This window comes from Pseudomonas sp. VEM90, assembly GCF_054611535.1.
On record NZ_JBTRAR010000004.1, the window covers coordinates 213,748 to 239,988 of the forward strand.

24 protein-coding genes are annotated in these 26,241 nt (G+C 61.8%); 7 read left to right on the forward strand and 17 right to left on the reverse strand.

Annotation, left to right across the window (positions count from 1 at the left end):
- Window positions 1-3: 3 nt before the first annotated feature.
- Window positions 4-2,241: a heavy metal translocating P-type ATPase gene (locus ACYCCG_RS06580; RefSeq protein ID WP_459669809.1), complete on the reverse strand. Its 2,238-nt coding sequence runs from the start codon at window positions 2,239-2,241 to the stop codon at window positions 4-6.
- An 83-nt stretch (window positions 2,242-2,324) separates the two neighbouring features.
- Here ACYCCG_RS06580 and cadR point away from each other — a divergent pair, with 83 nt between their 5' ends.
- The gene (gene cadR, locus ACYCCG_RS06585; protein WP_021783632.1) at window positions 2,325-2,768 is read left to right on the forward strand and encodes a cadmium resistance transcriptional regulator CadR; all 444 of its coding nucleotides are present in this window, start codon (window positions 2,325-2,327) and stop codon (window positions 2,766-2,768) included.
- A 118-nt stretch (window positions 2,769-2,886) separates the two neighbouring features.
- On the opposite strand, the gene ACYCCG_RS06590 is transcribed toward cadR, so the two are convergent.
- The 3 genes from ACYCCG_RS06590 to ACYCCG_RS06600 are packed head-to-tail and all read right to left on the reverse strand — an operon-like array spanning window position 2,887 to window position 5,515.
- Window positions 2,887-3,858 carry a thymidylate synthase gene (locus ACYCCG_RS06590; RefSeq protein ID WP_010955677.1) on the reverse strand — a complete coding sequence of 324 codons (972 nt, stop codon included), beginning with the start codon at window positions 3,856-3,858 and terminating at the stop codon, window positions 2,887-2,889.
- Window positions 3,859-3,909: 51 nt separating this feature from the next.
- Window positions 3,910-4,716 carry a prolipoprotein diacylglyceryl transferase gene (lgt, locus tag ACYCCG_RS06595; RefSeq protein ID WP_010955678.1) on the reverse strand — a complete coding sequence of 269 codons (807 nt, stop codon included), beginning with the start codon at window positions 4,714-4,716 and terminating at the stop codon, window positions 3,910-3,912.
- A 16-nt stretch (window positions 4,717-4,732) separates the two neighbouring features.
- Window positions 4,733-5,515, reverse strand: coding sequence for a sulfite exporter TauE/SafE family protein (locus tag ACYCCG_RS06600; RefSeq protein WP_176685690.1), 783 nt, complete (start codon window positions 5,513-5,515; stop codon window positions 4,733-4,735).
- 129 nt (window positions 5,516-5,644) lie between these two features.
- Here ACYCCG_RS06600 and ACYCCG_RS06605 point away from each other — a divergent pair, with 129 nt between their 5' ends.
- Window positions 5,645-6,391 carry an NRDE family protein gene (locus ACYCCG_RS06605; RefSeq protein ID WP_459669812.1) on the forward strand — a complete coding sequence of 249 codons (747 nt, stop codon included), beginning with the start codon at window positions 5,645-5,647 and terminating at the stop codon, window positions 6,389-6,391.
- A 142-nt stretch (window positions 6,392-6,533) separates the two neighbouring features.
- On the opposite strand, the gene ptsP is transcribed toward ACYCCG_RS06605, so the two are convergent.
- Both ptsP and ACYCCG_RS06615 read right to left on the reverse strand, forming a co-directional pair.
- Window positions 6,534-8,813: a phosphoenolpyruvate--protein phosphotransferase gene (gene ptsP, locus ACYCCG_RS06610; RefSeq protein WP_176685692.1), complete on the reverse strand. Its 2,280-nt coding sequence runs from the start codon at window positions 8,811-8,813 to the stop codon at window positions 6,534-6,536.
- Between the two features lie 22 nt (window positions 8,814-8,835).
- Window positions 8,836-9,315, reverse strand: coding sequence for an RNA pyrophosphohydrolase (locus ACYCCG_RS06615; protein WP_003249017.1), 480 nt, complete (start codon window positions 9,313-9,315; stop codon window positions 8,836-8,838).
- 141 nt (window positions 9,316-9,456) lie between these two features.
- Here ACYCCG_RS06615 and ACYCCG_RS06620 point away from each other — a divergent pair, with 141 nt between their 5' ends.
- Entirely contained in the window at window positions 9,457-10,113 is a 657-nt protein-coding gene (locus ACYCCG_RS06620) for a histidinol-phosphatase (RefSeq protein WP_209969324.1), read from the forward strand.
- A 129-nt stretch (window positions 10,114-10,242) separates the two neighbouring features.
- Here the strand turns inward: ACYCCG_RS06620 and ACYCCG_RS06625 are convergent, their stop codons facing one another.
- Entirely contained in the window at window positions 10,243-10,668 is a 426-nt protein-coding gene (locus ACYCCG_RS06625) for a DUF2269 domain-containing protein (RefSeq protein WP_176685694.1), read from the reverse strand.
- A 147-nt stretch (window positions 10,669-10,815) separates the two neighbouring features.
- The gene (gene ilvA / locus ACYCCG_RS06630) at window positions 10,816-12,330 is read right to left on the reverse strand and encodes a threonine ammonia-lyase, biosynthetic (protein ID WP_003249006.1); all 1,515 of its coding nucleotides are present in this window, start codon (window positions 12,328-12,330) and stop codon (window positions 10,816-10,818) included.
- Window positions 12,331-12,463: 133 nt separating this feature from the next.
- On the opposite strand from ilvA, the gene rpiA reads away from it, so the two are divergent.
- The gene (gene rpiA, locus ACYCCG_RS06635) at window positions 12,464-13,138 is read left to right on the forward strand and encodes a ribose-5-phosphate isomerase RpiA (protein WP_339535996.1); all 675 of its coding nucleotides are present in this window, start codon (window positions 12,464-12,466) and stop codon (window positions 13,136-13,138) included.
- Between the two features lie 103 nt (window positions 13,139-13,241).
- On the opposite strand, the gene ACYCCG_RS06640 is transcribed toward rpiA, so the two are convergent.
- The 4 genes from ACYCCG_RS06640 to ACYCCG_RS06655 all read right to left on the reverse strand — a co-directional run bounded on the left by ACYCCG_RS06640 (window position 13,242) and on the right by ACYCCG_RS06655 (window position 17,425).
- Window positions 13,242-14,144, reverse strand: a complete 903-nt coding sequence (locus ACYCCG_RS06640; RefSeq protein WP_209969314.1) for an SdiA-regulated domain-containing protein — start codon at window positions 14,142-14,144, stop codon at window positions 13,242-13,244.
- Window positions 14,145-14,234: 90 nt separating this feature from the next.
- Window positions 14,235-15,155: an SdiA-regulated domain-containing protein gene (locus ACYCCG_RS06645; protein ID WP_209969311.1), complete on the reverse strand. Its 921-nt coding sequence runs from the start codon at window positions 15,153-15,155 to the stop codon at window positions 14,235-14,237.
- A gap of 181 nt (window positions 15,156-15,336) precedes the next feature.
- Window positions 15,337-16,002 (reverse strand): fumarylacetoacetate hydrolase family protein, encoded by a 666-nt coding sequence (locus ACYCCG_RS06650; RefSeq protein WP_176685697.1) that lies wholly within the window; start codon window positions 16,000-16,002, stop codon window positions 15,337-15,339.
- 25 nt (window positions 16,003-16,027) lie between these two features.
- Entirely contained in the window at window positions 16,028-17,425 is a 1,398-nt protein-coding gene (locus ACYCCG_RS06655) for an FAD-binding oxidoreductase (protein ID WP_401102803.1), read from the reverse strand.
- 171 nt (window positions 17,426-17,596) lie between these two features.
- On the opposite strand from ACYCCG_RS06655, the gene serA reads away from it, so the two are divergent.
- Window positions 17,597-18,826 (forward strand): phosphoglycerate dehydrogenase, encoded by a 1,230-nt coding sequence (gene serA, locus ACYCCG_RS06660; RefSeq protein ID WP_014592761.1) that lies wholly within the window; start codon window positions 17,597-17,599, stop codon window positions 18,824-18,826.
- Window positions 18,827-18,872: 46 nt separating this feature from the next.
- Here the strand turns inward: serA and ACYCCG_RS06665 are convergent, their stop codons facing one another.
- Window positions 18,873-19,349, reverse strand: a complete 477-nt coding sequence (locus tag ACYCCG_RS06665) for a DUF4399 domain-containing protein (RefSeq protein WP_014592762.1) — start codon at window positions 19,347-19,349, stop codon at window positions 18,873-18,875.
- 223 nt (window positions 19,350-19,572) lie between these two features.
- On the opposite strand from ACYCCG_RS06665, the gene ACYCCG_RS06670 reads away from it, so the two are divergent.
- On the forward strand, window positions 19,573-20,061 hold the full coding sequence (locus tag ACYCCG_RS06670; protein ID WP_176685699.1) for a transporter substrate-binding domain-containing protein: 489 nt from the start codon (window positions 19,573-19,575) through the stop codon (window positions 20,059-20,061).
- A 583-nt stretch (window positions 20,062-20,644) separates the two neighbouring features.
- Window positions 20,645-21,703 (forward strand): IS110-like element ISPpu11 family transposase, encoded by a 1,059-nt coding sequence (locus tag ACYCCG_RS06675; RefSeq protein WP_209969883.1) that lies wholly within the window; start codon window positions 20,645-20,647, stop codon window positions 21,701-21,703.
- Between the two features lie 775 nt (window positions 21,704-22,478).
- Here the strand turns inward: ACYCCG_RS06675 and ACYCCG_RS06680 are convergent.
- From ACYCCG_RS06680 to ACYCCG_RS06695, 4 genes are all read right to left on the reverse strand, one after another.
- Window positions 22,479-23,291 carry an SDR family oxidoreductase gene (locus ACYCCG_RS06680; protein ID WP_209963591.1) on the reverse strand — a complete coding sequence of 271 codons (813 nt, stop codon included), beginning with the start codon at window positions 23,289-23,291 and terminating at the stop codon, window positions 22,479-22,481.
- A 31-nt stretch (window positions 23,292-23,322) separates the two neighbouring features.
- Entirely contained in the window at window positions 23,323-23,787 is a 465-nt protein-coding gene (locus ACYCCG_RS06685) for a multidrug transporter (protein WP_176682580.1), read from the reverse strand.
- Between the two features lie 305 nt (window positions 23,788-24,092).
- The gene (locus tag ACYCCG_RS06690) at window positions 24,093-25,547 is read right to left on the reverse strand and encodes a mannose-1-phosphate guanylyltransferase/mannose-6-phosphate isomerase (protein WP_176682786.1); all 1,455 of its coding nucleotides are present in this window, start codon (window positions 25,545-25,547) and stop codon (window positions 24,093-24,095) included.
- A gap of 35 nt (window positions 25,548-25,582) precedes the next feature.
- The gene (locus tag ACYCCG_RS06695) at window positions 25,583-26,230 is read right to left on the reverse strand and encodes an alginate O-acetyltransferase AlgF (protein ID WP_021784108.1); all 648 of its coding nucleotides are present in this window, start codon (window positions 26,228-26,230) and stop codon (window positions 25,583-25,585) included.
- Between the last annotated feature and the right edge of the window lie 11 nt (window positions 26,231-26,241).

The window sequence follows — 26,241 nt, forward strand, 5'->3', positions numbered from 1 at the left end:
CCTCTATTTGCGCAAAAGGCGCAAGCCGTTGAACACCACCAGCAAGCTCACGCCCATATCAGCGAACACCGCCATCCACATCGTGGCCATGCCGGCAAAGGTAATCGCCAGAAATATCGCCTTGATGCCCAACGCCAGAACGATGTTCTGCATAAGGATCGCCGCACTTTGGCGCGACAGCCTGACGAAGGCCGGGATTTTCCGCAAGTCATCGTCCATCAGCGCCACATCAGCCGTCTCGATCGCCGTGTCGGTGCCGGCAGCAGCCATGGCAAAGCCGATTTCGGCGCGGGCCAGCGCCGGAGCGTCGTTGATGCCGTCACCGACCATGCCCACCCGATGGCCTTGGGCGTACAACGCCTCAATGGTTTTCAGCTTGTCGGCCGGCAACAGGTTGCCCTCGGCGCGGTCGATCCCCACCACGGCGGCAATGGCCTGCGCAGTATGGGGATTGTCACCGGTCAGCATGACAGTCTTGATACCCAGTTGATGCAATTCGGCGATCGCCTCACGGCTGCTGTCCTTGACCGTGTCGGCCACGGCGAACAGTGCCAGTGGCCCGGAGCGGTCGAGCAGCAGGACCACAGTCTTGCCCTGGCGCTCCAACGCATCCAGTTGGGTCTCCAGCGCTGGCGAACACAGCCCCAGTTCCTCGACCAGACGATGGTTGCCCAGGTGGTAGACCTCACCGGCGATCACGCCACGCACGCCACGCCCGGCCAGAGCGGCGAAGTCACTGACCTCGCTCAAGGCCAGGCCTTGCTGCTTGCCGAACTCGGCAATGGCGCGAGACACCGGGTGGTCCGAACGCTCGCCCAGGCTGGCCGCCAAGGCTTGTGCACGGTCTTCGAACAGCGGCACCAGCACCTTGGCGTCGGTCTGCACCGGCTTGCCATGGGTAATGGTGCCGGTCTTGTCCAGGGCCAGGAAATCAAGGTGGCGGCCACCCTCCAGGTACACGCCACCCTTGATCAGGATGCCTTTGCGCGCGGCGGCGGCCAGGCCACTGACGATGGTCACCGGGGTCGAGATCACCAGCGCGCACGGGCAGGCCACAACCAGTAGCACCAAGGCCCGGTAGATCCAGTCGAACCAGGCGCCAGCCATGAACAGCGGTGGTATCAGCGCCACGGCCAGGGCAATGGCGAACACCACCGGGGTGTAGATGCGCGAGAAACGGTCGACGAAGCGCTGGGTAGGCGCCCGCGCGCCCTGCGCTTCCTCCACCGCCTTGATGATCCGCGCCAGGGTCGACTGCCCGGCAGCGGCGGTGACGCGAAACTCCAGCGCCCCCGCCTGGTTGATGGTGCCGGCGAACAGCTTGTCGCCCACATCCTTCTCCACAGGCAGGCTTTCGCCGGTAATCGGCGACTGATCGACGCTGGATTGCCCACTGGTCACTTCACCGTCCAGGCCGATGCGCTCACCCGGGCGCACCCGCACCAGTGCGCCGATGGCCACATCACGCACGTCCAGTTCGCGCCACAGGCCATCGGCCTGCTGCACCGTGGCCATGTCCGGGGTCAGCTGCATCAACCCGCCGATGGCATTGCGCGCACGGTCCAGCGAGCGCGCTTCGATCAGTTCGGCAACGGTGAACAGCACCATCACCATAGCCGCCTCCGGCCACTGGCCGATCAATACGGCCCCCGTCACGGCGATGCTCATCAGCGCATTGATGTTGAGGTTACGGTTTTTCAGGGCAATCCAGCCCTTCTTGTAGGTACCCAGGCCGCAACCGAGGATCGCTGCCAGTGCCAGTCCCGCCACCACCCATTCCGGGGCCAGTGCCGCAAAGTGCACGATTTCGGCGGCGATTGCGGCAACGCCCGACAATGCCAGTGGCCACCAGTGGGCCTTGGCCGGTTGTGGCACGCTGGCGCTGCCATCGTCCTGGGCGGCGATCGGCTCGGCCTTCATGCCGAGGCTGTCGATCGCCCGCTCGATATCGGCGGTGCCGTCCAAGGTGTGGCGCACGCCAAGCACGCGGTTGATCAGGTTGAATTCCAGCTGTTCGATACCGGCCAGCTTGCTCAGCTTGTCCTGGATCAGGGTCTGCTCGGTGGGGCAGTCCATGGCATCGATGCGGAAACGACTGAGTTGTGCCTGGGCACTGGCCGTTTCGCTCAGTTGCACCAGCGGCGGCGCGGCTTTGGCGCCGCAGCAGCTGTGGCCGTGGTCGTCATCGCCATGAGCGTGATCATGCGGATGCTTGTGTTCGTGGCTGACAGGCTGGTTCATGGGGTCATCCTTAAATTGAGCCTGTTGCCAAGTGAACACCCTGTAGCCACTATAGGGTCAAGCCACTTGCTGGAGATTTCGTGATGAAGATCGGAGAACTGGCCAAAGCCACCGACTGCGCGGTGGAAACCATCCGCTACTACGAGCGTGAAAACCTGCTGCCGGAGCCAGCGCGCAGCGACGGCAACTACCGGCTGTACACCCAGGCCCATGTGGAGCGGCTGACCTTCATCCGCAACTGCCGCACGCTGGACATGACCCTGGACGAAATTCGCAGCCTGCTACGCCTGCGCGACAGCCCCGACGACGCGTGCGGCAGCGTCAATGCGCTGATCGACGAGCATATCGAGCATGTTCAGGCGCGGATCGATGGCTTGGTGGCATTGCAGGAGCAGTTGGTGGAGCTGCGGCGGCGCTGCAACGCGCAGGGGAGTGAATGCGCGATCTTGCAGCAATTGGAGACGAACGGGGCGGTATCGGTGCCGGATACCGAACATTCGCATGTGGGGCGCAGTCACGGGCATTGAGCCAAAAGATTCGCGGGTGAACCCGCTCCCACAGGGACCGCGCACGACTTAGGCCTGTGCAGCAGCCTGTGGGAGCGGGTTCACCCGCGAAGAGGCCAGTTCAAACAATGGAGATCTATCAGACCGCCATCGGCGCTGTCATCGGCGCGTGGTGTTCATAACCTTCCAGCCAGAAATCACTCGGCTCAATCTTCTCCAGCCACTCCGGCTCATACTTGCCAGTTTCGGCAAATGCCGGAACACGGTCGCTGATCACCAGCTTCGGCGCTTCCAACGGCTCGCGCTTGAGCTGCTCGTTCAGCATGTCCAGGTGGTTTTCATACACATGGGCATCGCCGATGAAGTAGGTGAACCAGCGCGGTGTATAGCCGGTCAGGCGGCCGAACAGCGACAGCAGTGCCGCGCCTTCGGTGAGGTTGAACGGCGTGCCCAGCCCCAGGTCGTTGGAGCGGATGTAGAGGGTCAGGGAAATTTCCCTGGTCTCGACATTCGGGTGGAACTGGTACAGCAAGTGACACGGAGGCAGTGCCATTTCGTCCAGTTGCGCGCAGTTCCAGCCGTGGAACAGGATGCGGCGGCTACCCGGGTCGTTGGCGATGGTGTCCAGGCACTGGCGCACCTGGTCGATCGCCTTGTACAGGATGACGAACGCGACGCCGTCCTCTTCGTCCTGGGCAATGCGGCGGAAACCGGCTTGCTCGGCCATCTCGATAGCCGCCGGGTTGCTCAGCGGGATGCGCTTGTAGCCCGGCCACTGGCGCCATTGCACGCCATAGATCTCGCCCAGGTCGTCATGGCCCTGACGAAACGGATTGGCCAGCCACTGAGCGTTTTCGTTGGCGTTCTGGTCCCAGACCTTGCAGCCCAGCTCGCGAAACTCACCGGCGTTCTTCACGCCACGCAGGAAACCGACCATTTCACCAATCGCCGACTTGAACGCCAGCTTGCGCGTGGTAATGGCCGGAAAGCCCTTCTGCAGGTCGAAACGCAGCATCGCGCCCGGCAGGCTGATGGTGCGGATGCCGGTGCGGTTTCCTTGCAACGTGCCGTTGTCGATGACGTCGCGGACCAGGTCCAGATACTGTTTCATGGCTTACCTGTAGCAAAAACGGCAGGGGGATCGCCCCTGCCGTGGGATTAATCAGGCGGGTTTCGCCGTGGGCTTGCGATTATAAGCCCACCAGATCAAGACGAGGCCACCGACTATCATCGGAATGCACAGCAACTGGCCTTGAGTGAGCCAGCCGAACGCGATGTAACCGAGTTGTGCATCCGGCACCCGGACAAACTCCACGGCAAAGCGGAAGATGCCATAGCACAACGAGAACATTCCCGACACCGCCATGGTCGGCCGTGGCTTGCGCGAGAACAGCCACAGGATGACGAACAGCGCCACGCCCTCAAGGGCGAACTGGTAGAGCTGCGACGGGTGGCGCGGCAACTGGGCCGGGTCGCTGAACGGCGGGAAGATCATCGCCCATGGTACGTCGGTGGGTTTGCCCCACAGCTCGGCGTTGATGAAGTTGCCGATACGCCCGGCGCCCAGGCCGATCGGCACCAGCGGGGCGACGAAGTCCATCAGCTCGAAGAACGACTTGTTGTTGCGCTTGCCGAACCACAAGGCCGCCAGCATCACGCCGATGAAGCCGCCGTGGAACGACATACCGCCCTTCCACACTTCGAAGATCAGCGTCGGGTTGGCCAGGTAGGCGTGCAGGTCGTAGAACAGCACATAGCCCAGGCGCCCGCCGACAATCACCCCCATCGACAGCCAGAACACCAGGTCGGACAGCTTCTCGCGGTTCCAGGTGGGGTCGAAGCGGTTCAGCCGGCGTGAGGCCAGCAGCCAGGCACCGCCGATGCCGATCAGGTACATCAGGCCGTACCAATGGATTTTCAGCGGCCCGATGGCCAAGGCCACGGGGTCTATCTGCGGGTAAGGCAGCATGGAACTTCCTCTCGATTCAAATCAAAAAGCTGAGGCCGACACAGAACAGCAGGGCTGCGAACAGGCGTTTCAACAAACGGGGCGACAGCTTGTGCGCCAGGCGCGCGCCGAAGCGGGCGAAAAACATGCTGGTCACGGCAATGCCGACCAGCGCCGGCAGGTACACGTAACCCAGGCTGTTAGGCGGCAGGTGCTCCTCGTGCCACCCCAGCAGCATGAAGCTCAGGGCACTGGCCACAGCAATCGGCAGGCCACAGGCCGATGACGTGGCCACTGCCTGCTGCATGGGCAGGCTACGCCAGGTGAGGAACGGCACCGTCAGCGAACCACCGCCAATGCCGAAAATGGCCGAAGCCCAACCGATTACGCCGCCTGCGCCGATCAATGCGGGCTTGCCGGGGACGCCACGGCTGGCCTTGGGTTTGAGGTCCAGCGCCATCTGCGCGGCGATGACCAGGGCGAACACGCCAATGATCTTTTGCAGCAACGGGCCCTGGATCAGCGAGGCGGTCTTGGCGCCGACCCCCGCCCCCAGGAGGATGCCGAAGGTCATCCAGGCGAAGATTGGCCATTGCACGGCACCCTTGCGGTGGTGCTCCAGCACGGCGTTGATAGAAGTGAAGACGATGGTAGCCAGCGACGTGCCGACTGCCAGGTGGGTCAGCACCGAAGCGTCGAAACCCTGCAGGGTAAAGCTGAACACCAACACCGGCACGATGATGATGCCGCCGCCCACGCCGAACAGCCCGGCCAGCACACCGGCACAGGCGCCCAACAACAGATAGAGCACGAATTCCATTCGGCGTCCCCTAGAAATCAATCCGGCATGGTAACGGAAGCCGGGCTCGAGGCTCTAGTGAACTCTGTGTCAGGATGGATCCGCACCGCTCCTGTGGGTACAGTGACCAGAAAACACAGAGGCCAACCTATGTGCCTGATCGTATTTGCCTGGCGGCCGGGGCACGCCCTGCCGCTGATCGTGGCGGCCAACCGCGACGAATTCTATGCCCGCCCCACTCAGCCCCTGGCGGCCTGGGAGGATGCACCCGGGGTGCATGCCGGGCGCGACCTGGAAGCGGGCGGTACCTGGCTGGGCATAGGCCCACAGCAGCGCTTTGCCGCGCTGACCAACATCCGCGACCCAGGCCAGGCGCCGGGGCCTCGCTCGCGGGGTGAACTGGTGGCGGCGTTTCTGCAAGGGGAGCTGGGGGTCGAGGCTTACCTGGACCAAGTGGCCAGCCGTAGCGAGCAGTACTCGGGGTTCAACCTGCTGGTGGGTGATGGGCAGCGACTGGGTTATCTGCATGCCCGTGAGGCCACGCCGCGCCTGCTGAAGGCTGGGGTTTACGGGCTTTCGAACGCCGGGCTGGATACACCGTGGCCGAAACTGGTGAAGGCACGTGACGGGCTGCAGAGCCTGCTGGACACACCGGAGCCGCACAGGCTGCTGGCATTGCTTGCGGACAACGAGCCCGCGGCTGATGGTGATCTACCCGAGACAGGCGTGGGGTTGGCGACCGAGAAGTTGCTGTCGAGCGTATTCATCGCCAGCCAGAATTACGGGACCCGGGCGAGTACAGTGCTGATTGTGGATAATCAGGGGCGAAGGCGGCTGGTTGAGCGCAGCTTCGGGCCTTTTGGCGGGCATTTGGGGGAAATTGAGTTGTTGGCCTGAGCATTTGATGTTGTTTGCTCGGGCCTCTTCGCGGGTGAACCCGCTCCTACAACGGCCTGTGCCGGGCCACCGATGTGCACACCCCCGCTCCGCGCGTAGGAGCGGGTTTACCCGCGAAGAGGCCCGAACAGGCAGCGCTCAGTCAGAGGGTCTTGTTGGCCTCAGGCCCAATCATCCGCGCCAACCCAAGGTTCTTCAAGGCCAGTTGCAGCGAGCTGTGGATAACCTGCGGGTTGTCATGGCTCAAGGCCTCGGCCAGCAGTTCCTTGGCCTTGCCCATATTGATCTGGCGCAGCATCCACTTGACCTTCGGCAGGTTGGTGGCGTTCATCGACAGGCTGTCAAAACCCATGGCCATCAACAGGACTGACGCTGCCGGGTCACCGGCCATCTCACCGCAGATGCTCACCGGCTTGCCTTCGCCATGGGCGTCGCGCACCACCGTGTTCAGCGCCTGCAGTACCGCCGGGTGCAGGTAGTCGTACAGGTCGGCGACCCGCGGGTTGTTGCGGTCCACCGCCAGCAGGTACTGGGTCAGGTCGTTAGAGCCGACCGACAGGAAGTCCACCTGCCGCGCCAGTTCCTTGGTCTGGTACACCGCCGCTGGAATTTCCACCATCACACCCACGGGCGGCATCGGTACATCGGTACCTTCATCACGCACTTCACCCCAGGCGCGGTGGATCAGGTGCAGCGCCTCTTCCAACTCGTGAATGCCGGAAATCATCGGCAGCAGGATGCGCAGGTTGTTCAGGCCCTCGCTGGCCTTGAGCATGGCGCGGGTCTGTACCAGGAAGATTTCCGGGTGGTCGAGGGTGACGCGGATGCCGCGCCAGCCGAGAAACGGGTTTTCTTCCTTGATCGGGAAATACGACAGCGCCTTGTCACCACCGATGTCGAGGGTACGCATGGTCACCGGCAGCGGGTGGAAGGCTGCCAGCTGCTCACGGTAGATGGCCAGCTGCTCTTTTTCACTGGGGAAGCGCTGGTTGATCATGAACGGCACTTCAGTGCGGTACAGGCCCACCCCTTCGGCGCCGCGCTGCTGGGCACGGGCCACGTCAGCGAGCAGGCCGGTATTGACCCACAGGGGCATGCGGTGGCCGTCGGGGGTGATGCACGGAAGTTCGCGCAGTGCATCCAGCCCTTGGGCCAGCTGGCGTTCCTCTTCGACCACTTCGCTGTACTGCTTGCGCAGCACTTCGCTGGGGTTGGTGAACACCTCGCCCTTGTAGCCGTCGACAATCAGTTCAATACCGTCGACTTTGGAGTACGGCAGGTCGACCAGGCCCATCACCGTGGGGATGCCCATGGCCCGCGCGAGGATGGCGACGTGGGAGTTGCCCGAGCCGAGTACCGAGACCAGGCCGACCAGCTTGCCTTCCGGCACTTCACCAAGCATGGCCGGTGTCAGTTCCTCACTGACCAGGATGGTGTTGTCGGCATACACCAGCGACTGCGAGCGTGCTTCCTGCAGATACGCCAGCAGGCGCCGCCCCAGGTCCTTGACGTCGGAGGCACGCTCACGCAGGTAATCATCGTCCATCAGCTCGAAGCGGTTGACGTGCTCACCCACCACCTGGCGCAGGGCGCCCTGGGCCCATTGGCCGGTCTTGATGACCTCGGTCACCTCTCCGCCCAAGGCTGCGTCTTCAAGCATCATCAGATACACGTCGAACAGCGCGCGCTCTTCCGGGCGCAGCTGGGTGGCGAGCTTGGCCGACAGCTTGCGCATGTCGTCGCGCACACCTTCCAGGGCGTTCTGGAACAGCTTGAGTTCGGCGTCGATGTCATCGACGGTCTTGTCCGGGACCACTTCCAGGTCAGCCGGCGGCAACATCACCACCGCACGCCCTACGGCGGCGCCAGGCGACCCCGGCACACCCACGAAGCGGGCCTCTTGAATACCTTTGCCCTGACGGCCCAGGCCCCGGATCGAGCCGGTAGCCTCGGCGTGGGCGATAACCCCGGCAAGCTGGGCGCTCATGGTGACCAGGAAGGCTTCCTCGCCCTCGTCGAACTGGCGGCGCTCCTTTTGCTGGATGACCAGTACCCCGACCACACGGCGGTGGTGGATGATCGGCGCCCCCAGGAAAGAGGCAAATTTCTCTTCGCCGGTTTCGGCAAAGTAGCGGTAACGTGGGTGGTCGGCGGCGTTTTCCAGGTTCAGTGGCTCTTCCCGGGTACCGACCAGGCCAACCAGGCCCTCGTTGGGGGCCATGCTGACTTTACCGATGGAGCGCTTGTTCAGGCCTTCGCTAGCCATCAGCACGAAGCGGTTGGTTTCCGGGTCGAGCAGGTAGACCGAGCAGACCTGGCTGCCCATGGCTTCCTTGACGCGCAAGACAATGATCCCCAACGCCGACTTGAGATCTTTGGCGGAGTTTACTTCCTGGACGATCTTGCGCAGCGTATTGAGCATGGCTCGGGGTCGAACTCCGTCGTCAGTCGCGCGTCAAAAGACGCGGTGCTAGCTCTTTCAGGGCGCGTCGGTACACCTCGCGCTTGAATGTCACAACCTGGCCCAGCGGATACCAATAGCTCACCCAGCGCCAGCCGTCGAATTCCGGCTTGCCGGTCAGGTCCATCCGCACCCGTTGTTCGTTGCTGACCAGGCGCAGCAGGAACCACTTCTGCTTCTGGCCGATGCACAGCGGCTGGCTGTGGGTACGTACCAACCGCTGTGGTAAACGATAACGCAACCAGCCACGGGTGCAGGCAAGAATTTCTACATCATCGCGTTCAAGGCCAACTTCTTCGTTCAGCTCGCGGTACAGGGCATCTTCCGGCGTCTCGTCAGGGTTGATACCACCCTGGGGGAATTGCCAGGCATCCTGGTTGATCCGTCGAGCCCATAGCACCTGCCCGGCATCATTCGTGAGAATGATCCCGACATTGGGGCGAAAACCATCCGGGTCGATCACGGCAGCAACCTCGCAAACGCATGTCAACGCATTGTTCCACAAAGCTTGCGAGCGCAGCAACGCGCCCGCCAAGCTTATGTGCAGCTGCGTGAAAACTCCGTATTCTGCGGGCCTACCCTGTGGCTGATGCGAGTGACCGCGATGCGCCTGGCTTTATTCGACCTGGACAATACCCTCCTCGGTGGCGACAGCGACCATGCCTGGGGTGACTATCTTTGCGAGCGCGGCATTCTCGACCCGGTCGCCTACAAGCAACGCAACGACAGCTTCTACCAGGACTACCTCAATGGCACCCTGGACCTGCAGGCCTACCTGGCCTTTTCCATGGAGATCCTGGCGGCAACACCCATGGCCAAACTCGACGAATGGCACCGCGACTTCATGCGCGACTGCATCGAGCCCATCATCCTGCCCAGGGCCCTGGCCTTGCTGCAGCAGCACCGCGAGGCGGGCGACCAACTGGTGATCATCACTGCTACCAACCGCTTCGTCACCGCACCGATCGCCCGGCGCCTGGGGGTGCGGGTGTTGCTGGCAACCGAGTGCGAGATACGCGACGGCCGCTATACCGGGCGTAGTACCGATATACCGTGTTTCCGTGAAGGCAAAGTGACGCGGCTGGAGCGCTGGATGCTGGAGAACGGCTTTGATCTTGAGGACAGCTACTTCTATAGCGACTCGATGAATGACCTGCCGTTGTTGCAGCGGGTGACCCACGCAGTGGCAGTGGACCCGGCCCCGGACCTGCGGGCCGAGGCCGATAACCGTGGGTGGCCGGTGATCTCGCTGCGGGATTGAGGTTTCGCGTGTCGGCCTTTTCGCGGGCACGCCCGCTCCCACAGGAATCACCACAGGCCTTGAGGGCTGCGCTGTACCTGTAGGAGCGGGTTCACCCGCGAAGAGGCCGGCACAAACAGCACAAGGCTGTCAGACCGGCTTGGCCCCCATCAGCCCGGCAATGGACAGGAAGCAAACCCCACTGAACACCGCCAGCGCCAGGGTGAACCGCAACCCGACCACCTCGGCCTTGCGCAGCCGGTTCAGCCGCACCAGCAGCCACCACAGGGCAAACGCACCGACGGTATAGATGACACTGGATGCCAACACCCAGGTCTGCCCCAGTGGCCAGCCCACCAGGTGTACCAGCCACCAGCCGGTGAACGGCATGCTCACCAGGCACAGGCCCATCACCAGCCAGACGAACACCAACGGCCGGCGCAGCAGCTTGGCGTAGGCCTCGGCATCGCCCTGGCGGCGGGCGCGCCAGGTCCAGATCGCCAGGCCCAGGGCACCCAGAAACAGCAGCGCGGTGGCAATGATGTGCAAGGTCTTGAGCGTGGTCAGGTGTTCCATGTCTCGGTCGTCCTTAAACTGGCATTTTGCGGTAGCTTCTTCGCGGGCTTACCCGCTCCTGCCAAGGTATCTCAGGCCTTGGGGCCTGCGCAGTACCTGCGGGAGCGGGCAAGCCCGCGAAAGGGCCATCAGCCCTAGCTTAGCCGCTCAGCCCAGGAACAGTTTGTAGGCCGGGTTTTCGGTCTCGTCCCAGTACGGGTAACCGATCTTGGCCAGCGCTGCCGGCACCAGGTGACGTTCGTCCTCCGGCACCTGCAGCCCCGCCACCACGCGCCCGTCAGCCGCGCCATGGTTGCGGTAGTGGAACATCGAGATGTTCCAGCGCCCGCCCAGCTTGTTGAGGAAGTTGAACAGCGCCCCCGGCCGCTCGGGGAATTCGAAGCGCAGCACCATTTCGTCGCTGGCACCGGCCGAGTGGCCGCCGACCATATGACGAATATGCAGCTTGGCCAGTTCGTTGTCGGTCAGATCGGTAACCGGGAAGCCCTGCTCGGTCAGTTGCTGCACCAGCGCAGCGCGCGGGTCGTTTTCCGGGTGGGTCTGCACCCCAACGAAGATATGCGCTTCGTCAGAGGTGTGCTTGCGGTAGTTGAACTCGGTGATCTGACGCTTGCCGATAGCCTCGCAGAAGGCCTTGAAGCTACCCGGGCGCTCAGGGATGGTCACGGCGATGATCGCCTCGCGCTTCTCGCCCAACTCGGCACGCTCGGCCACATGGCGCAGGCGATCGAAATTGACGTTGGCACCGGAGTCGATGGCCACCAAGGTCTGGCCGCTGACGCCGTATAGCTCGACGTACTTCTTGATGCCCGCCACACCTAGCGCGCCAGCAGGCTCGGTGATCGAGCGGGTATCGTCGTAAATATCCTTGATTGCTGCACAGATTTCATCGGTACTGACAGTGACGACTTCGTCCACATGGTGGCGGCAGATATCGAACGTGTGCTGGCCAATCTGCGCCACCGCCACGCCATCGGCGAACAGCCCGACCTGCGGCAGCACCACGCGCTCACCGGCAGCCATGGCCGCCTGCAGGCAATTGGAGTCGTCCGGCTCGACACCGATTACCTTGATTTCCGGACGCAGGTACTTCACGTAGGCAGCAATGCCAGCGATCAGGCCGCCACCGCCCACCGGCACGAAGATCGCATCCAGCTGGCCAGGGTGTTGGCGCAGGATTTCCATGGCGACGGTGCCCTGCCCGGCGATGGTGTGCGGATCGTCGTAAGGGTGAACGTAGACGAAGCCCTTTTCATCGACCAGTTTCAGCGAGTAGGCCAGCGCTTCAGGGAACGAATCGCCATGCAGCACCACCTTGCCACCGCGCGAGCGCACGCCTTCGACCTTGATCTCCGGAGTAGTCTTGGGCATCACGATGGTGGCCTTGATGCCCATTTCGCGCGCGGCCAGGGCCAGGCCTTGGGCATGGTTGCCGGCCGAGGCGGTGACCACGCCACGGGCCAGTTCTTCCGGGCTCAGCTGGGCCAGTTTGTTATAGGCGCCGCGGATCTTGAACGAGAACACCGGTTGCAGGTCTTCGCGCTTGAGCAGAATCTGGTTGCCCAGGCGCTTGCTCAGCTGCCCGGCGCTCTGCAACGGGGTTTCGACGGCAACGTCATAGACGCGCGAGGTGAGGATCTTCTTGACGTACTGTTCGAGCATCGGGAAAGCATCACTGGGCCGCGGGACGAGGGCTGGGAGTCTACCCCAGCGCTACGTCGGGCGACCACAGCAAAGCCGTGCGAGCCGTTATACTAGGTGACTTTGAAACCGCCCTGCCCCTTCCGGAGCCCGCATGACCCAGGACCAACTCAAACAGGCCGTCGCCCAGGCCGCTGTCGACTTCATTCTGCCCAAGCTGGATGAAAAGAGCGTCGTAGGCGTCGGTACCGGTTCGACCGCCAACTTCTTCATCGATGCCCTGGCTCAGCACAAGACCGCTTTCGACGGCGCAGTCGCCAGCTCCGAAGCCACTGCCCAGCGCCTGAAGGGCCATGGCCTCCCGGTCTACGAACTGAACAGCGTCAGCGAGCTTGAGTTCTACGTGGACGGCGCCGACGAGAGCGATGCACACCTGCACCTGATCAAGGGCGGCGGCGCAGCCCTGACCCGCGAAAAGATCGTCGCGGCCGTGGCCAAGACCTTCATCTGCATCGCCGACGGCAGCAAGCTGGTGCCGGTACTGGGGGCCTTCCCGCTGCCGGTCGAAGTGATCCCCATGGCCCGCAGCCACGTGGCGCGTCAGCTGGTGAAGCTGGGTGGCGACCCGGTGTACCGTGAAGGCGTGGTCACCGACAACGGCAACGTGATCCTGGATGTGTACAACCTGCAGATCACCAACCCGGTGGAGCTGGAAGCGCAGATCAACGCCATCGTCGGCGTGGTGACCAACGGTCTGTTCGCGGCGCGGCCGGCGGATCTGCTGTTATTGGGCACTGTTGAGGGCGTTAAGAGCCTCAAGGCCGAGTAAAACTCTTCGCGGGTAAAGCCGCTCCTACAGGTACCCCACAAGCCTGGAACCGAGGCGATCCCTGTAGGAGCGGGTTTACCCGCGAATAGGCCCTAACAGGCAATCAGTCAGCCGGCTGCTTGAACACATAGAACAGGTTCGGCTCACTGACCAGGTAAATGGTCCCCGCTTCATCCATCGCAATGCCCTCCGCCTGCGGCACCGTCGCCTGCAACCCCTGGAAGCCCTTGCGCAAAGACAAGGTACTCAGCGGCCTACCCTCGACATCCAGCTCCAGCACCAGCCGCGACTCGTCCGACAGCGCCAGCAGATGCCCGCTGCGTTCATCGAACTGCAAGCTCGACAAATCCCGCACAAACAACCGTGAATCGCGCTTGCGGTCCTGCACCACATGCACGGCGTAGGGCTTTTCCGGATTGTCATGTGGGAAGCCATGCACCTCATAGATCAGCATCGGGTCCCGCTCCTTTGCCACGAACAGGCGCTTGCCCGCTGAATCGTAGGCCAGGCCCTCGAAGCCCTTGTTGCCATTGAGGCCAATGCCCAACGTCAGCTGTTCGGCATCACCGGCATCGAGAAACATCGTGTCGTCTTCCAGTCGTACGCGAATCAGCCGCTGCTGACGCTCGTCGGTAATCACATAGCTGTTTGGCCCAACGTACTCCACAGCCTCCGGGTCGCCAAAGCCAGTCAGCGGCACACGTCGCAGGATACGGCCGTCCAGCGACAGCTCGATCAGCTCCGAACGTGCATTGGTGACCGTGAAGAGGGTTTTGCGGTCGGGGTCGTAGGTCAGCGCCGAAATGTCATCATCCAGCCCTTCGATCGGTTGCGCCTCCAGCACCACCCGGTAGCGGTCCAGGCCAATGCTGCGCTCCACAGGCTGCCACCAGGTCTTCAGATTGAACCAGCCACGCTCGAACAGGCGAAACTCCTGCCCAGCCCAGCCAAGCAGGAGCAGACCAACGGCAGCCAGAACAAGGAGCAGACGAACAAAACGACGCATAGGGACAGACTCGACACAAGGATGGCGAATCTAATCATGAATGGCTGAAGCAAAGCTTAATGCAAGCGTCAGGCAAATCTGATGATGTTGTCAGTTCTTCTTGAACCGATAGAAAAGCGCCGGCTCGCTGACCATGTACAAGTTGCCCTTGTCGTCCATGGCCACCCCCTCAGCCCGCGGAATGGTGTCTTCAAGCCCGTTGAAGCCGCCCAGCAGTGTCATGAAGCTGACTTGCTGGCCCTGCTCGTCCAGCTCCAGCAGCATGTTGGAATCGGCCGAGAGCACCAGCAAGTGCCCAGTACGCGGGTCGACCCCCAGGGCAGACAGGTTGCGCAAGTCGAGTTCATCGCTCGGCAACGGCTGTTTGTCACCCTGGAGCGGGCTGCGGCCATCGGTACTCCAGGTGTACAGCTTGGGCGGGCGCTCCTCGCCAATGATCAGGCGCTTGCGCAGCGGGTCCCAGGCGATGGCCTCGAAGCCCTTGTTGCTTTTGACCGACGGGCCCAGGTCGTGGCTCTGGAAGTCGTCGTGATTCAGTGCCGTGGTCTGCGCGTCCACCTTGACCACGGTCAGATCGTGCAGGCGCTCGTCAGTGATGGCCAGGTTGCCGTCTTCCAGCACCGCGACGCCTTCGGGGTTGTTCCAGCCGTTGAGCGGGATCTTGCGCAGCACATCGCCCTCCAGGCTCAGCTCGACCAGGATCGGGTTCTTGCCCATGACCGCGAACAGGGTGCGCGTTTGCGGGTTGAAGGCCACATCCGAGGCTTCATCATCATCCATGCCCGGCAGCGGTTTGGCGTCGATGTCCACCTGGTAATCCGGCAACCACACGCTTTCGCTACGCTCGGCGGTGCTTTCGAAGCCTTCTTTTACCCACAGTGCACCGCGGTCATCCCAGTGCATGGCCACGGCCACGCCATAGCCGATCACCGCCGCCACGGCCATGCCGAAGGGCCAGCGCAGGTAGAAGCGACGCTTGGGAGTTGCCGGGGCGCTGGAGGAGGATGGCATGCGGTGATCCTGGGGAAATGGGCGTAGGTGCGCGCATTATCCGGATTGGGTGTGAAAAATCGGTAAACAGGGCCGGCCTCTTCGCCGGTAAACCCGCGCCCAAGGTTCTGCACAGTATTCAAGGCCTGTGCAATCCCTGTAGGAGCGGGTTTACCCGCGAAGAAGGCGACGCGGTTTCGAGTTAAAGCACCCGGCTTTCGAAGCGGCTCACACCCGGCAGCTCCAGCACCAGCTCGTCACCGACATTGAACGGCCCAACGCCCGCCGGTGTACCAGTGAGGATCACATCCCCCGCCTGCAACGAGAAATGCGCTGCCATGTACTGAATCATCGGCACGATCGGGTTCAGCATCAGCGCGCTGTTACCCTCCTGGCGCACTTCGCCATTCACGGTCAGGCGCACCGGGATGTCTGTCACATCCTCGAAGCTGGCAGCCGAGACGAACGGTGGCAGCACGCAAGCGCCGTCAAAGCACTTGGCCAGCTCCCAGGGCAGGCCCTTTTCCTTCAGCTTGGCCTGCACGTCGCGCAGGGTCAGGTCCAGCGCCGGCGCGTAACCGGAAATGGCGTCCAGCACCTCTTCCTCGCTCGGATGGGTCGACAGCGGTTTGCCCAGCAGTACGGCAATTTCAACTTCATAGTGCACCGACCCACGCTCGGCCGGGATCTTGAAGCCACCTTCGGCCGGCACCACGCAGCTGCCCGGCTTGATGAACAGCAGCGGCTCGGTGGGGATCGGGTTGTCCAGTTCCTTGGCGTGCTCGGCATAGTTACGGCCGATGCACACCACCTTGCCCAGGGGGAAGTGAATGCGCGTGCCGTCTACGTACTGGTGCTGGTAACTCATGGCCGACTCCTCTGGATACTGCTTTTTATTCAGGTGCAAAGATCTTACCCGGATTCATGATGCCGTTAGGGTCGAACACGGCCTTTATTGCTTTCATGCAGGCGATTTCTTCAGGGGAACGGCTGTAGCTCAGGTAGTCACGCTTTGTCATGCCTACACCATGCTCGGCAGAAATCGACCCGTTGTAACGCTCGACAATCTCGAACACCCACTTGTTGACCTTGGCACACGAAGCGAAGAAGTCATCCTTGCTCATATGCTCAGGCTTGAGGATGTTCAGGTGCAGGTTGCCGTCACCAATATGGCCGTACCACACCACTTCATAGTCCGGATAATGTTCAGAGACGATGACGTCGATATCGCGCAGAAACGCAGGCACTTTCGAGACAGTGACGGAAATGTCGTTCTTGTACGGTGTCCAGTGCGAGATGGTTTCCGACAGGTACTCGCGCAGCTTCCACAGGTTTTTCAGCTGGGTCTCGCTCTGGCTCATTACCCCATCCAGCACCCAACCCTGCTCGACGCAGTGCTCGAAGGTAGCCAATGCTTCGTTGGCAACGTCTTCAGTGCTGGCCTCGAACTCCAGCAATGCATAGAACGGGCAATCAGTCGCGAACGGCGCAGGTACATCGCCGCGGGCGAGGATCTTGGCCAGCCCCTTGTCGGAGAAGAACTCGAAAGCGGTCAGGTCCAGCTTGCCCTGGAAAGCGTGCAGCACCGGCATGATCGAGTCGAAGTCCGGTGTGCCCAACACCATGGCGGTGAGGTTGCGCGGTGCGCGGTCCAGGCGCATGGTGGCCTCGACCACGAAGCCCAGCGTACCCTCGGCACCGATGAACAGTTGGCGCAGGTCGTAGCCGGTGGCGTTCTTGATCAGGTCCTTGTTCAGTTCCAGCAACTCGCCCTTGCCGGTGACCACTTTCAGCCCGGCCACCCAGTTGCGGGTCATGCCGTAGCGGATCACCTTGATTCCGCCGGCATTGGTGCCAATATTCCCGCCAATCTGGCTGGAGCCGCTGGAAGCGAAGTCCACCGGGTAATACAGGCCTTGCTCTTCGGCAAAGGTTTGCAACTGGCGGGTGATGACCCCTGGCTGGCAAACCACAGTACGGTCGAAAGCATTGAAGCCAAGGATCTGGTTCATGTAGTCGAAGGCAACCACAACCTCGCCATTGGCCGCCACCGCACCAGCAGAAAGCCCGGTACGCCCGCCAGAGGGCACCAGCGCCACCTGGTGCGCATTGGCCCAGTGCACAATGGCTTGCACCTGTTCTACCGTTTTGGGAAAGACGATAGCGCTGGGCGCTGGCGGGTAATGCTTGGTCCAGTCCTTGCCATACGCTTCGAGGGAAACCGGGTCAGTCAGGACCTTGCCCGGGTCGACAAGGGTCATCAGTTCTTCAATAACAGCGGGGCGGGTCATCGCTGGAACTCTCGACTTATTCATGGTCACCCTGAGCACTCTTCAACTGTCGGGATAAGCTCAGATTGTGTCGCGTATGCTAGCATAGCCCTCCCGCTGTTCATGCTAAGGCTGCCCTCGCGCCTGGCATCACCCCTCGCCATTTTATCTCCGGGATACAGGTTTACGCAGATGAGCAAGACTTCTCTCGACAAGAGCAAGATCCGGTTCCTTCTTCTTGAAGGTGTGCACCAGAACGCGGTCGATACCCTCAAGGCCGCCGGCTACACCAACATCGAATACCTCACTGGTTCGTTGCCGGAAGCCGAGCTGAAGGAAAAGATCGCCGATGCCCACTTCATCGGCATCCGTTCGCGCACCCAGCTCACCGAAGAGATCTTCGACTGCGCCAAGAAACTGGTCGCTGTTGGCTGCTTCTGCATCGGTACCAACCAGGTTGACCTGGAAGCTGCCCGCGAGCGCGGTATCGCCGTGTTCAACGCGCCATACTCCAACACCCGCTCGGTCGCCGAACTGGTACTGGCCGAAGCCATCCTGCTGCTGCGCGGCATCCCTGAGAAGAACGCCTCCTGCCACCGTGGCGGCTGGATCAAAAGTGCTGCCAACTCGTTCGAAATCCGCGGCAAGAAACTGGGCATCGTCGGCTACGGCTCGATTGGTACCCAGCTTTCGGTACTGGCTGAGAACATGGGCATGCAGGTGTACTTCTTCGACCCGCTGACCAAGCTGCCACTGGGCAACGCCGTGCAGGTCACCAGCCTGAACGAGCTGCTGGGCCTGGCTGACATCGTCTCGCTGCACGTGCCTGAGCTGCCATCCACCCAGTGGATGATCGGCGAGAAGGAAATCCGCTCGATGAAGAAGGGCGCGATCCTGATCAACGCCGCCCGTGGCACCGTGGTCGAGCTGGACCACCTGGCCGCTGCCATCAAGGACAAGCACCTGATCGGCGCTGCCATCGACGTGTTCCCGGTCGAGCCACGCTCCAACGACGAAGAGTTCGAGAGCCCGCTGCGCGGCCTCGACAACGTGATCCTGACGCCGCACATTGGTGGCTCCACCGCCGAAGCCCAGGCCAACATCGGTCTGGAAGTGGCCGAGAAACTGGTCAAGTACAGCGACAACGGTACTTCGGTGTCCTCGGTCAACTTCCCGGAAGTGGCCTTGCCAGCGCACCCAGGCAAACATCGCCTGCTGCACATTCACGAAAACATCCCGGGCGTGCTCAGCGAGATCAACAAGGTCTTCGCCGAGAACGGTATCAACATCTCCGGTCAGTTCCTGCAGACCAACGAGAAAGTCGGTTACGTGGTGATCGACGTTGACGCCGAGTACTCGGACCTCGCGCAAGAGAAACTGCAACAGGTCAAGGGCACCATCCGTTCCCGCGTCCTGTTCTAAGTCTGGGTGCAGCATGAAAAAGGGAGGCCATGAAGGCCTCCCTTTTTTATTTCACTTCAACCGTGATTTTCTTCGACTCGACGCTAGGCTTGAACGGCACGTGATACTGGTCACCCAGAATCAGTTGCAGGGTGTGCTTGCCCGGGGTCAGGGTAATGCTGGTTTCGGTCTGTGCCTTGCCGAAGTGCAGCACTTGCGGCCCTGCCGGCAGTGCGACGCCGGCCTCTGGCATCAGGCTGGTCGGCAGCGGCATGTCAGCCACGGGCTCCTTGTCGACATCCACCAGTAGATGGTGGTGCCCGGTGTGCGGTGTTTGATCGCCCGCAGGCTTGAGGCCCATACCCTCGATGCCGAACTTGACGGTGAAGGTCTTGTCGACCGTGGCACCATCGGCGGGGGAAACGATGAAGACCTTCGCCTCCTTGGGCGGCTCCTGGCTCTTCAGGGCGTCTGCGGCACTGGCGAACACCGACGCTCCCATCAGCAGACCGGCAACGGCAGCACGCGAAAATAGGCTGTTCATTCACTTCTCCTGTGATTCACTTATTGACCGCTGCCTGTCATCCAAAAGCGGCGGTAGTTCACCTTAGTTGAAATAACCGCCAAGGTGTTCACATTGCCTGACAGAAATATTTCAATCAGGGTTAAACAATGCCGAGGCTTGAAGGTCATAGGCTGCGCTCGATCACGGCGAGGAAGAAAGCCGTGGCGATCGTTTTCAATCTGCAAAAAGAAAAGGGGCATACATGCGTTCGACCATAGGTGTACTGCTGGCAGTACTGATCAGTCCATTGGCTCAGGCGGAGCTGATCGACGAAATCGCCGACCGGGGCGAACTGCGCATTGCCATACAAGCCGACAACTCGCCCTACGCTTTCAAACAAGACGACCATCTGACAGGTTTTGACATCGAATTTGGCCAGGCCCTGGCCAAGGAACTGGACCTGCGCGCCGAGTTCGTCGAAGCCCCGGCGACCGAAGTGCTGGCGGGTGTCGAGAGTGGCAAGTACGACATCGCACTCACCCCGTCGAGTGATTCGCTCACAGGCGACGGCCCGCTCGATGTGAGCCGGCCGATTGGCGAGAAGAAGCTGGTGATCCCGTTCCAGAAGGACAACCCGGCTTTTGAAAGCGCCGTAAACAATGCGTTGCAGCGCTTGAAGGACAGTGGCCGGACTGGCGAGCTTGAGCAGAAGTGGTTCAAGGGTGTGCAGGAGACTGCAGGCGGGCAGTAAGGTCTTATTTGCAACCTGTAGCCGCTAATACGGTAGCGGCGTCAACGGTGAACGGCGGGTGGAGATTGGCCACCAGGGCCGGCCTCTTCGCGGGTGAACCCGCTCCTACAACGGGCTGTGTCCAACCACCGATGTATGTCCACCACCAATCTGTGTAGGAGCGGGTTTACCCGCGAATGCGGTGGCGGCGGCAACGGTGAACGGCGGGTGGAGATTGGCCACCAGGGCCGGCCTCTTCGCGGGTGAACCCGCTCCTACACGACGGGCTGTGTCCAACCACCGATGTATGTCCACCACCAATCTGTGTAGGAGCGGGTTTACCCGCGAATGCGGTGGCGGCGGCAACGGTGGACAGCGGGTGGAAATTGGCCAGCAGGGCCGGCCTCTTCGCGGGTGAACCCGCTCCTACACGACGGGCTGTGTCCAACCACCGATGTATGTCCACCACCAATCTGTGTAATCGATGGACTCGCCCCCGCCGAGGCATCACAGTGCCACGGTGGTGTTCGAAGAAGCCAACGGCAGCGAGGGCGAGACCATGAAAAAGCATAGTTCGAAACACGATTCCCTGTCTTCCACTGATGTGGAGCTTTGCACAACCATCTGCGTAGACCTGGCCAAACAGGTCTTCCAATTAGCAGGCGAGGACGCTACTGGGCGGGTGATCTACGAAGATCGCATCAAATCCCGCCAAGCGTTCCATGATTTCCTGCTCAGGCTGCCAACTACCGTGGCCGTCTTGATGGAGTGCGGTCCAGGTGCACAAGCCTGGGCCAGACTGCTGCAGGCCAAAGGTAATCCGGTTCGCATCCTGCCGGCGCAACGTGTCGCCGAACATCGCAGCGGTGCAAAGAACGATCGTAACGACTGCTATGCCATTTTGCGTGCCGGTCGCGATACGAGCATCGCTTCGATACCGATCAAGAGCACCACAGCACTGGCTATTCAAGCGCTGCACCGTATCCGGCGCGGTAACATCAAGCGACATACCGCGCTGGGTAATCAGATCCGTGGTTTGCTACTTGAGCATGGCGTATCCATGCCCCAGGGTGATGCCGCGATCAATAAGCATGTGCCTCAGGCGCTTGAGGATGCTTCCTTGCCTCTGCCCGACCTGTTGCGCGAGTTGCTCGATGAGTTGCTGATGGACTGGTTGTCTCTAGGTGAACGCATAACGGTGCTGAGCCGACGGCTCGAAGCGACTGCCCAAGAGGATAAAGTCGCTCAGCGACTGATCACCATTCGCGGCGTCGGCCCTATCATTGCCACGGCGATCGTGGCGAAACAGACCGAACCCAGCCGCTTCGCCAGTGGCCGAATGTATGCCGCCTTCTTCGGTATCGTGCCCGATCAGCACAGCAGCGGAAACAAAATCAGATTGGGCAAGATGAGCAAGCGCGGTGACGGCTACATACGCAGCCTGATGATCCAGGGCGCCCATGCTGTTTTGAGTCAGTTAAGGCCTGATTCCGATCAGCCAGATGATCGCCGCCTCTTGCGCTGGCTATCCCGCCTTGGGCGCAAGGAGGCGGCGATCAGGCTGGCTAATCGAAATCTGCGGATTATCTGGGCCCTGTTACAGAGCGATCAGGTTTACCAACGCAAACCGAACGAAAAACCGGAGGCGGCTATGAGCCTCTGACCAACCGGGTAATGCCACCGGGGCGCTAGGCGCTCCAACCCCTGCTAGTGAACATTGACCCTAGGTAAGACCGTCGCAGACCGATGCCTCCGCTCCTACAGGCCTGATAGTGGCCTCAATGTAAACGGCACACTGCGAGCTCACCACGATGTTGGCCAGAAGCAAAAAGCTTCCTCGAATAGGCCTGATACATAGATGCAACCGGGTTCCTATGTTCAAAAAGCAGCTAGACAGTGTGGGCGAGTCCATACATAGGAGCGGGTTTACCCGCGAATACGGTAGCGGCGGCAACGGTGAACGGCGGGTGGAAATTGGCCAGCAGGCCCGGCCCTTTCGCGGATAAACGGCGGCCTGTGTCCAACCACCGATGTGTGTCCACCACCAATCTGTGTAGGAGCGGGTTTACCCGCGAATACGGTAGCGGCGGCAACGGTGAACGGCGGGTGAAAATTGGCCAGCAGGCCCGGCCCTTTCGCGGATAAACGGCGGCCTGTCTCCAACCACCGATGTGTGTCCCCCACCAATCTGTGTAGGAGCGGGTTTACCCGCGAATACGATAGCGGCGGCAACGGTGAACGGCGGGTGAAAATTGGCCAGCAGGCCCGGCCCTTTCGCGGATAAACGGCGGCCTGTCTCCAACCACCGATGTGTGTCCCCCACCAAATCTGTGTAGGAGCGGGTTTACCCGCGAATACGATAGCGGCGGCAACAGTGAACGGTGGGTGAAAATTGGCCTGCAGGTCCGGCCCTTTCGCGGGTAAAGGCAGGCGATCACTCAGAGCGGACGCAGCAGGCCGAAACGCTTGCGCAGCGCCCAGTCCAGCAACCGCCGCGGCAGCAACCGTGCCATCAGCGGCAAGGCTGTACTGCCATTCCCCAGCCGCACCCGTGCTGGCGCCGGCGACTTGCCGACGGCTGCCAGCACGCCTTGGGCAAATACCGCCGCCGACGTTGGCTTGTCCTGCGATGCCCGCGCCCGCGCCTGCACATGCTCACGCAAAGGCCACCACGCCGAGTCCATCGCCAGTACCTGCTCGGCCTGGCGCTGGGCATTGCTGGCGAACTGCGAGGCAATTGCGCCCGGCTGTACTTCCATCACCTGCACACCGAACGGCGCCAGCTCCAGGCGCAAGGCATCGCTCAGGGCATGCACAGCCGCCTTCGAGGCGCAGTAGGCACCGGCGAATGGCGTGACCAGCACGCCCGATACACTGCCGATATTCACCACCAGGCCGCGTGAGCGGCGTAGCAGTGGGAACAGCGCCCGGGTAACGCCGACCACGGCGAAAACGTTGGTTTCGAATTGCTGGCGCAGGGCGTCGACGCCACCATCGAGCAGTGGGCCCATGGCGCCGTAGCCGGCGTTGTTGATCAGGATATCGAGGGTCTCCAGTTCCTCTGCCAGGCGGGCCAGCGCCTCGCCGTCGTTTACATCCAGCTGCCGGGCCGTGTAGCCGGCGGCACTCAATTGCTCGACATCTTCAGGCTTGCGGGCGGTAGCCCAGACATGGTGGCCCGCATCGCGAAAGGCGTCGGCCAGGGCGCGGCCGATGCCGCTGGAACAACCGGTGATCAGGACGGTGGGCATGGTTGGGGCCTGTTGTCATGGAGTAAACACATCAATTGGCAAATGTACCCTGCAGGCGCTCTGCCCGGAATTCGAGGGTCTGCGGCCGATAGCCGGAACGCAGCGGTGGCAATGGCAGGCAGTCTTGCCACTCGGCCCCCGGCTGCAATTCACCTGGTCCTCGGTATCGCGGTGCATTGTAGGTATTCTCGGCCAGGTTCACGGTATCGCCCGGTGCATACGCCGCCACGCGCCAACGCAGTTCGGTCAGCGGCACGTCGTTGCCGTTCTTCACGCGGACCTGCAGGGCACGGTCGGCGGGACAGTGTTCGGGGGCGTAGGTCAGGCGCAGGTCCAGGCGTGCCAGTCGGCTGCTTTCGCGGCTGTCTTGCCAGACGACGAACGAAGCCACCAGGCCCAGGCCACACACGGCCGCCAGGGAGATGGGAAGAGCCTTGGCTGGGTAACGCAACAACAACACCAGCCAGGTGAGGATCAGCAGGGCACCGATCAGCATCGCGTAATCGCCTCATTCGCGCGGAGTGATGGCTACAGCCTACCTAAAACCCAGCGGTCAGGTAACCGGTGAGCACCTCTGCCAGAAACCAGACCTGACATTGCTGCGAGCAGAGGAAACGCTACATCCCTTCTGGATTTCACCCTGCCTATTCTAAAGGAGCATGGCCATGAGTCACATTTGAGGGGGAGGATGATTTGCAGCGACCTTTCAAGGTGGTGGGTGGCCCATTCGACATCCACATCATAGCCCCGAGCGTTGAATGAGCAGGCTCGCCCCTGGTCAGCCCAGGGGCGAGTCAGCATTTACTGCGCGATGGTCTTCACCGAAACGCCGCGCTCGATGGGGGTGGAGGTGCGCCCATACACATCCTCGAAGCGCTCGATGTCATCCTCGCCCAGGTAGCTGCCGGACTGCACTTCGATGATCTCCAGGGGGATCTTGCCCGGGTTGCGCAAACGGTGCACCGAAGCGATGGGGATATAGGTCGACTGGTTTTCGGTCAGCAGGAACACGTTTTCGTCGCAGGTCACCTCGGCGGTACCGGATACCACGATCCAGTGTTCGGCGCGGTGATGGTGCATCTGCAGCGACAGGCTGGCGCCCGGTTTGACGGTGATGTGCTTGACCTGGAAGCGGCCGCCCATGTCCACCGAGTCGTACGAGCCCCACGGGCGATACACTTCCAGGTGGTTCTGGGTTTCCGTGCGGCCCTGTTCGTCGAGGGTCTTGACCATCTGCTTGACGCCCTGGACCTTGTCCTTGTGGGCAATCATCATGGCATCCTTGGTCTCGACCACCACGATGTTCTCCAGGCCGATCACCGACACCAGTTTGCCGTTGCCGTGGATCATGCAGTTGCGGCTGTCTTGAACCACCACATCGCCCTTGGTGACGTTGCCGTTGTCGTCTTTCTCGTGCACTTCCCACAGCGACGACCAGCAGCCGACGTCGCTCCAGCCGGCCGACATCGGCACCACGCAGGCGCGCTGGGTCTTTTCCATTACCGCGTAGTCGATGGAGTTGTCCGGGCAGCAGGCGAAGGTGGCTTCGTCGATGCTCAGCACATCGCCGTCTTCCTCGCTGCGCTCCAGGGCCAGTACGCAAGTGTCGTAGATGTCGCCATCGTGCTTTTTCAGTTCCTCAAGGAAGCGGCTGGCGCGGAACAGGAACATGCCGCTGTTCCAGAAATAGCCACCGGCCTGGACGAACTCGGCGGCGCGTTTTTCATCGGGCTTCTCGACGAACTGCGCAACCCGCGCCACGCCTTCGGGCAGCAGCGCGTCCTGGCTGGAACGGATGTAGCCATAGCCGGTTTCCGGCTTGGTCGCCGGCACGCCGAACAGCACCATCTCGCCACGCTCGGCGGCCACGGTGGCCAAGGCCAGGGCACGTTGCAGGGCCTTCTGGTCATCGATCACATGATCGGCAGGTAGCACCAGCATCAGCTCGTCGCGGCCTTCGTTGACCAGCTTCATGGCAGCCATGGCCACGGCCGGCGCAGTGTTGCGGCCGAACGGTTCCATGAGGATGCCCTGGGTTTCCAGCTTCAGTGCGGCCAGTTGCTCCTGGACGATGAACTTGTGGTCCTTGTTACAGACCACGACCGGGGTGTCCATGCCCTCGAATACCAGGCGCTCGATGGTTTGCTGGAACAGCGTGTGTTCACCGGTCAGGGCCAGGAACTGTTTGGGGAACTGCTTGCGCGACAGAGGCCACAGACGGGAACCGCTACCACCAGAAAGAATTACCGGGATCATCATGTTTCTCCAATAGTCGTTGAGAGGCAGGGGAATCAGTTGCTAGCCACGGGGCGAGTTACCCACACCGGCGACAAGGCGTTGCCGGAACCCGTTACGTACAGCACTGCGGCTTCGCCGCGTTCCAGGGCGACGGGTTTCACGTCACCCACTTTCTTGTCTCCTTGGTACAGCGCCAGGTTGACCTTGACCGGGTTGATTTCGCGTTCGCCACGGCCGTTGGCGGCCACCGGCTTGACCACTTCGGTCTTGCCGTCGGCGGTTTTCAGGGTCAGTTGCTGGTCGCTCAGGTTCTGCACGCGCACCAGGGCTTTCTGCTTGTTCTTGAACGGTGGTTCTTCGATCAGTTTCGGGTTGCCGTTGTTGCTGTTGACCAGGGTGTAGTACTTGTCCGAGGCCAGCTTGACCGGCACGCTCTTGCCGCCGACCTGGGCGGTGTAGTCGCCGCCTGGCAGGAAGCTGAAGTCGCTGCTGGCCTGGGCACCAACCTGTTTGATCTGGGTGTTGCCGACCGATGCTGCGGCCGGTGCGCTGGTGGCGTTGTACAGGCGTACGAAGGTCGAGCCTTTCGGCGCACTTGGGCCATACAGTGCGGCGTCGGCACCGGCGAACGCCTGCATCGAAGCAAGGGAAAGGCCGGCCGCGAGGGTGAGGGCTTTGGCAATGGAAGTCTTGGTAGTCATGTGCGTTTCCT

Bases quoted from the DNA above. Each gene is read 5' to 3' on its own strand.
- ACYCCG_RS06625 (WP_176685694.1), bottom strand. From the start codon at position 10,668: ATGGAACACCTGACCACGCTCAAGACCTTGCACATCATTGCCACCGCG.
- ACYCCG_RS06695 (WP_021784108.1), bottom strand. From the start codon at position 26,230: ATGACTACCAAGACTTCCATTGCCAAAGCCCTCACCCTCGCGGCCGGC.
- ilvA (WP_003249006.1), bottom strand. From the start codon at position 12,330: ATGCTCGAACAGTACGTCAAGAAGATCCTCACCTCGCGCGTCTATGAC.
- ACYCCG_RS06680 (WP_209963591.1), bottom strand. From the start codon at position 23,291: ATGCCCACCGTCCTGATCACCGGTTGTTCCAGCGGCATCGGCCGCGCC.
- ACYCCG_RS06605 (WP_459669812.1), top strand. From the start codon at position 5,645: ATGTGCCTGATCGTATTTGCCTGGCGGCCGGGGCACGCCCTGCCGCTG.
- ACYCCG_RS06665 (WP_014592762.1), bottom strand. From the start codon at position 19,349: ATGAACAGCCTATTTTCGCGTGCTGCCGTTGCCGGTCTGCTGATGGGA.
- rpiA (WP_339535996.1), top strand. From the start codon at position 12,464: ATGACCCAGGACCAACTCAAACAGGCCGTCGCCCAGGCCGCTGTCGAC.
- ACYCCG_RS06600 (WP_176685690.1), bottom strand. From the start codon at position 5,515: ATGGAATTCGTGCTCTATCTGTTGTTGGGCGCCTGTGCCGGTGTGCTG.
- ACYCCG_RS06655 (WP_401102803.1), bottom strand. From the start codon at position 17,425: ATGACCCGCCCCGCTGTTATTGAAGAACTGATGACCCTTGTCGACCCG.
- ACYCCG_RS06690 (WP_176682786.1), bottom strand. From the start codon at position 25,547: ATGATCCCGGTAATTCTTTCTGGTGGTAGCGGTTCCCGTCTGTGGCCT.
- ACYCCG_RS06645 (WP_209969311.1), bottom strand. From the start codon at position 15,155: ATGCCATCCTCCTCCAGCGCCCCGGCAACTCCCAAGCGTCGCTTCTAC.
- ptsP (WP_176685692.1), bottom strand. From the start codon at position 8,813: ATGCTCAATACGCTGCGCAAGATCGTCCAGGAAGTAAACTCCGCCAAA.
- ACYCCG_RS06590 (WP_010955677.1), bottom strand. From the start codon at position 3,858: ATGAAACAGTATCTGGACCTGGTCCGCGACGTCATCGACAACGGCACG.
- ACYCCG_RS06650 (WP_176685697.1), bottom strand. From the start codon at position 16,002: ATGAGTTACCAGCACCAGTACGTAGACGGCACGCGCATTCACTTCCCC.
- serA (WP_014592761.1), top strand. From the start codon at position 17,597: ATGAGCAAGACTTCTCTCGACAAGAGCAAGATCCGGTTCCTTCTTCTT.
- cadR (WP_021783632.1), top strand. From the start codon at position 2,325: ATGAAGATCGGAGAACTGGCCAAAGCCACCGACTGCGCGGTGGAAACC.
- ACYCCG_RS06685 (WP_176682580.1), bottom strand. From the start codon at position 23,787: ATGCTGATCGGTGCCCTGCTGATCCTCACCTGGCTGGTGTTGTTGTTG.
- ACYCCG_RS06670 (WP_176685699.1), top strand. From the start codon at position 19,573: ATGCGTTCGACCATAGGTGTACTGCTGGCAGTACTGATCAGTCCATTG.
- ACYCCG_RS06580 (WP_459669809.1), bottom strand. From the start codon at position 2,241: ATGAACCAGCCTGTCAGCCACGAACACAAGCATCCGCATGATCACGCT.
- ACYCCG_RS06620 (WP_209969324.1), top strand. From the start codon at position 9,457: ATGCGCCTGGCTTTATTCGACCTGGACAATACCCTCCTCGGTGGCGAC.
- lgt (WP_010955678.1), bottom strand. From the start codon at position 4,716: ATGCTGCCTTACCCGCAGATAGACCCCGTGGCCTTGGCCATCGGGCCG.
- ACYCCG_RS06640 (WP_209969314.1), bottom strand. From the start codon at position 14,144: ATGCGTCGTTTTGTTCGTCTGCTCCTTGTTCTGGCTGCCGTTGGTCTG.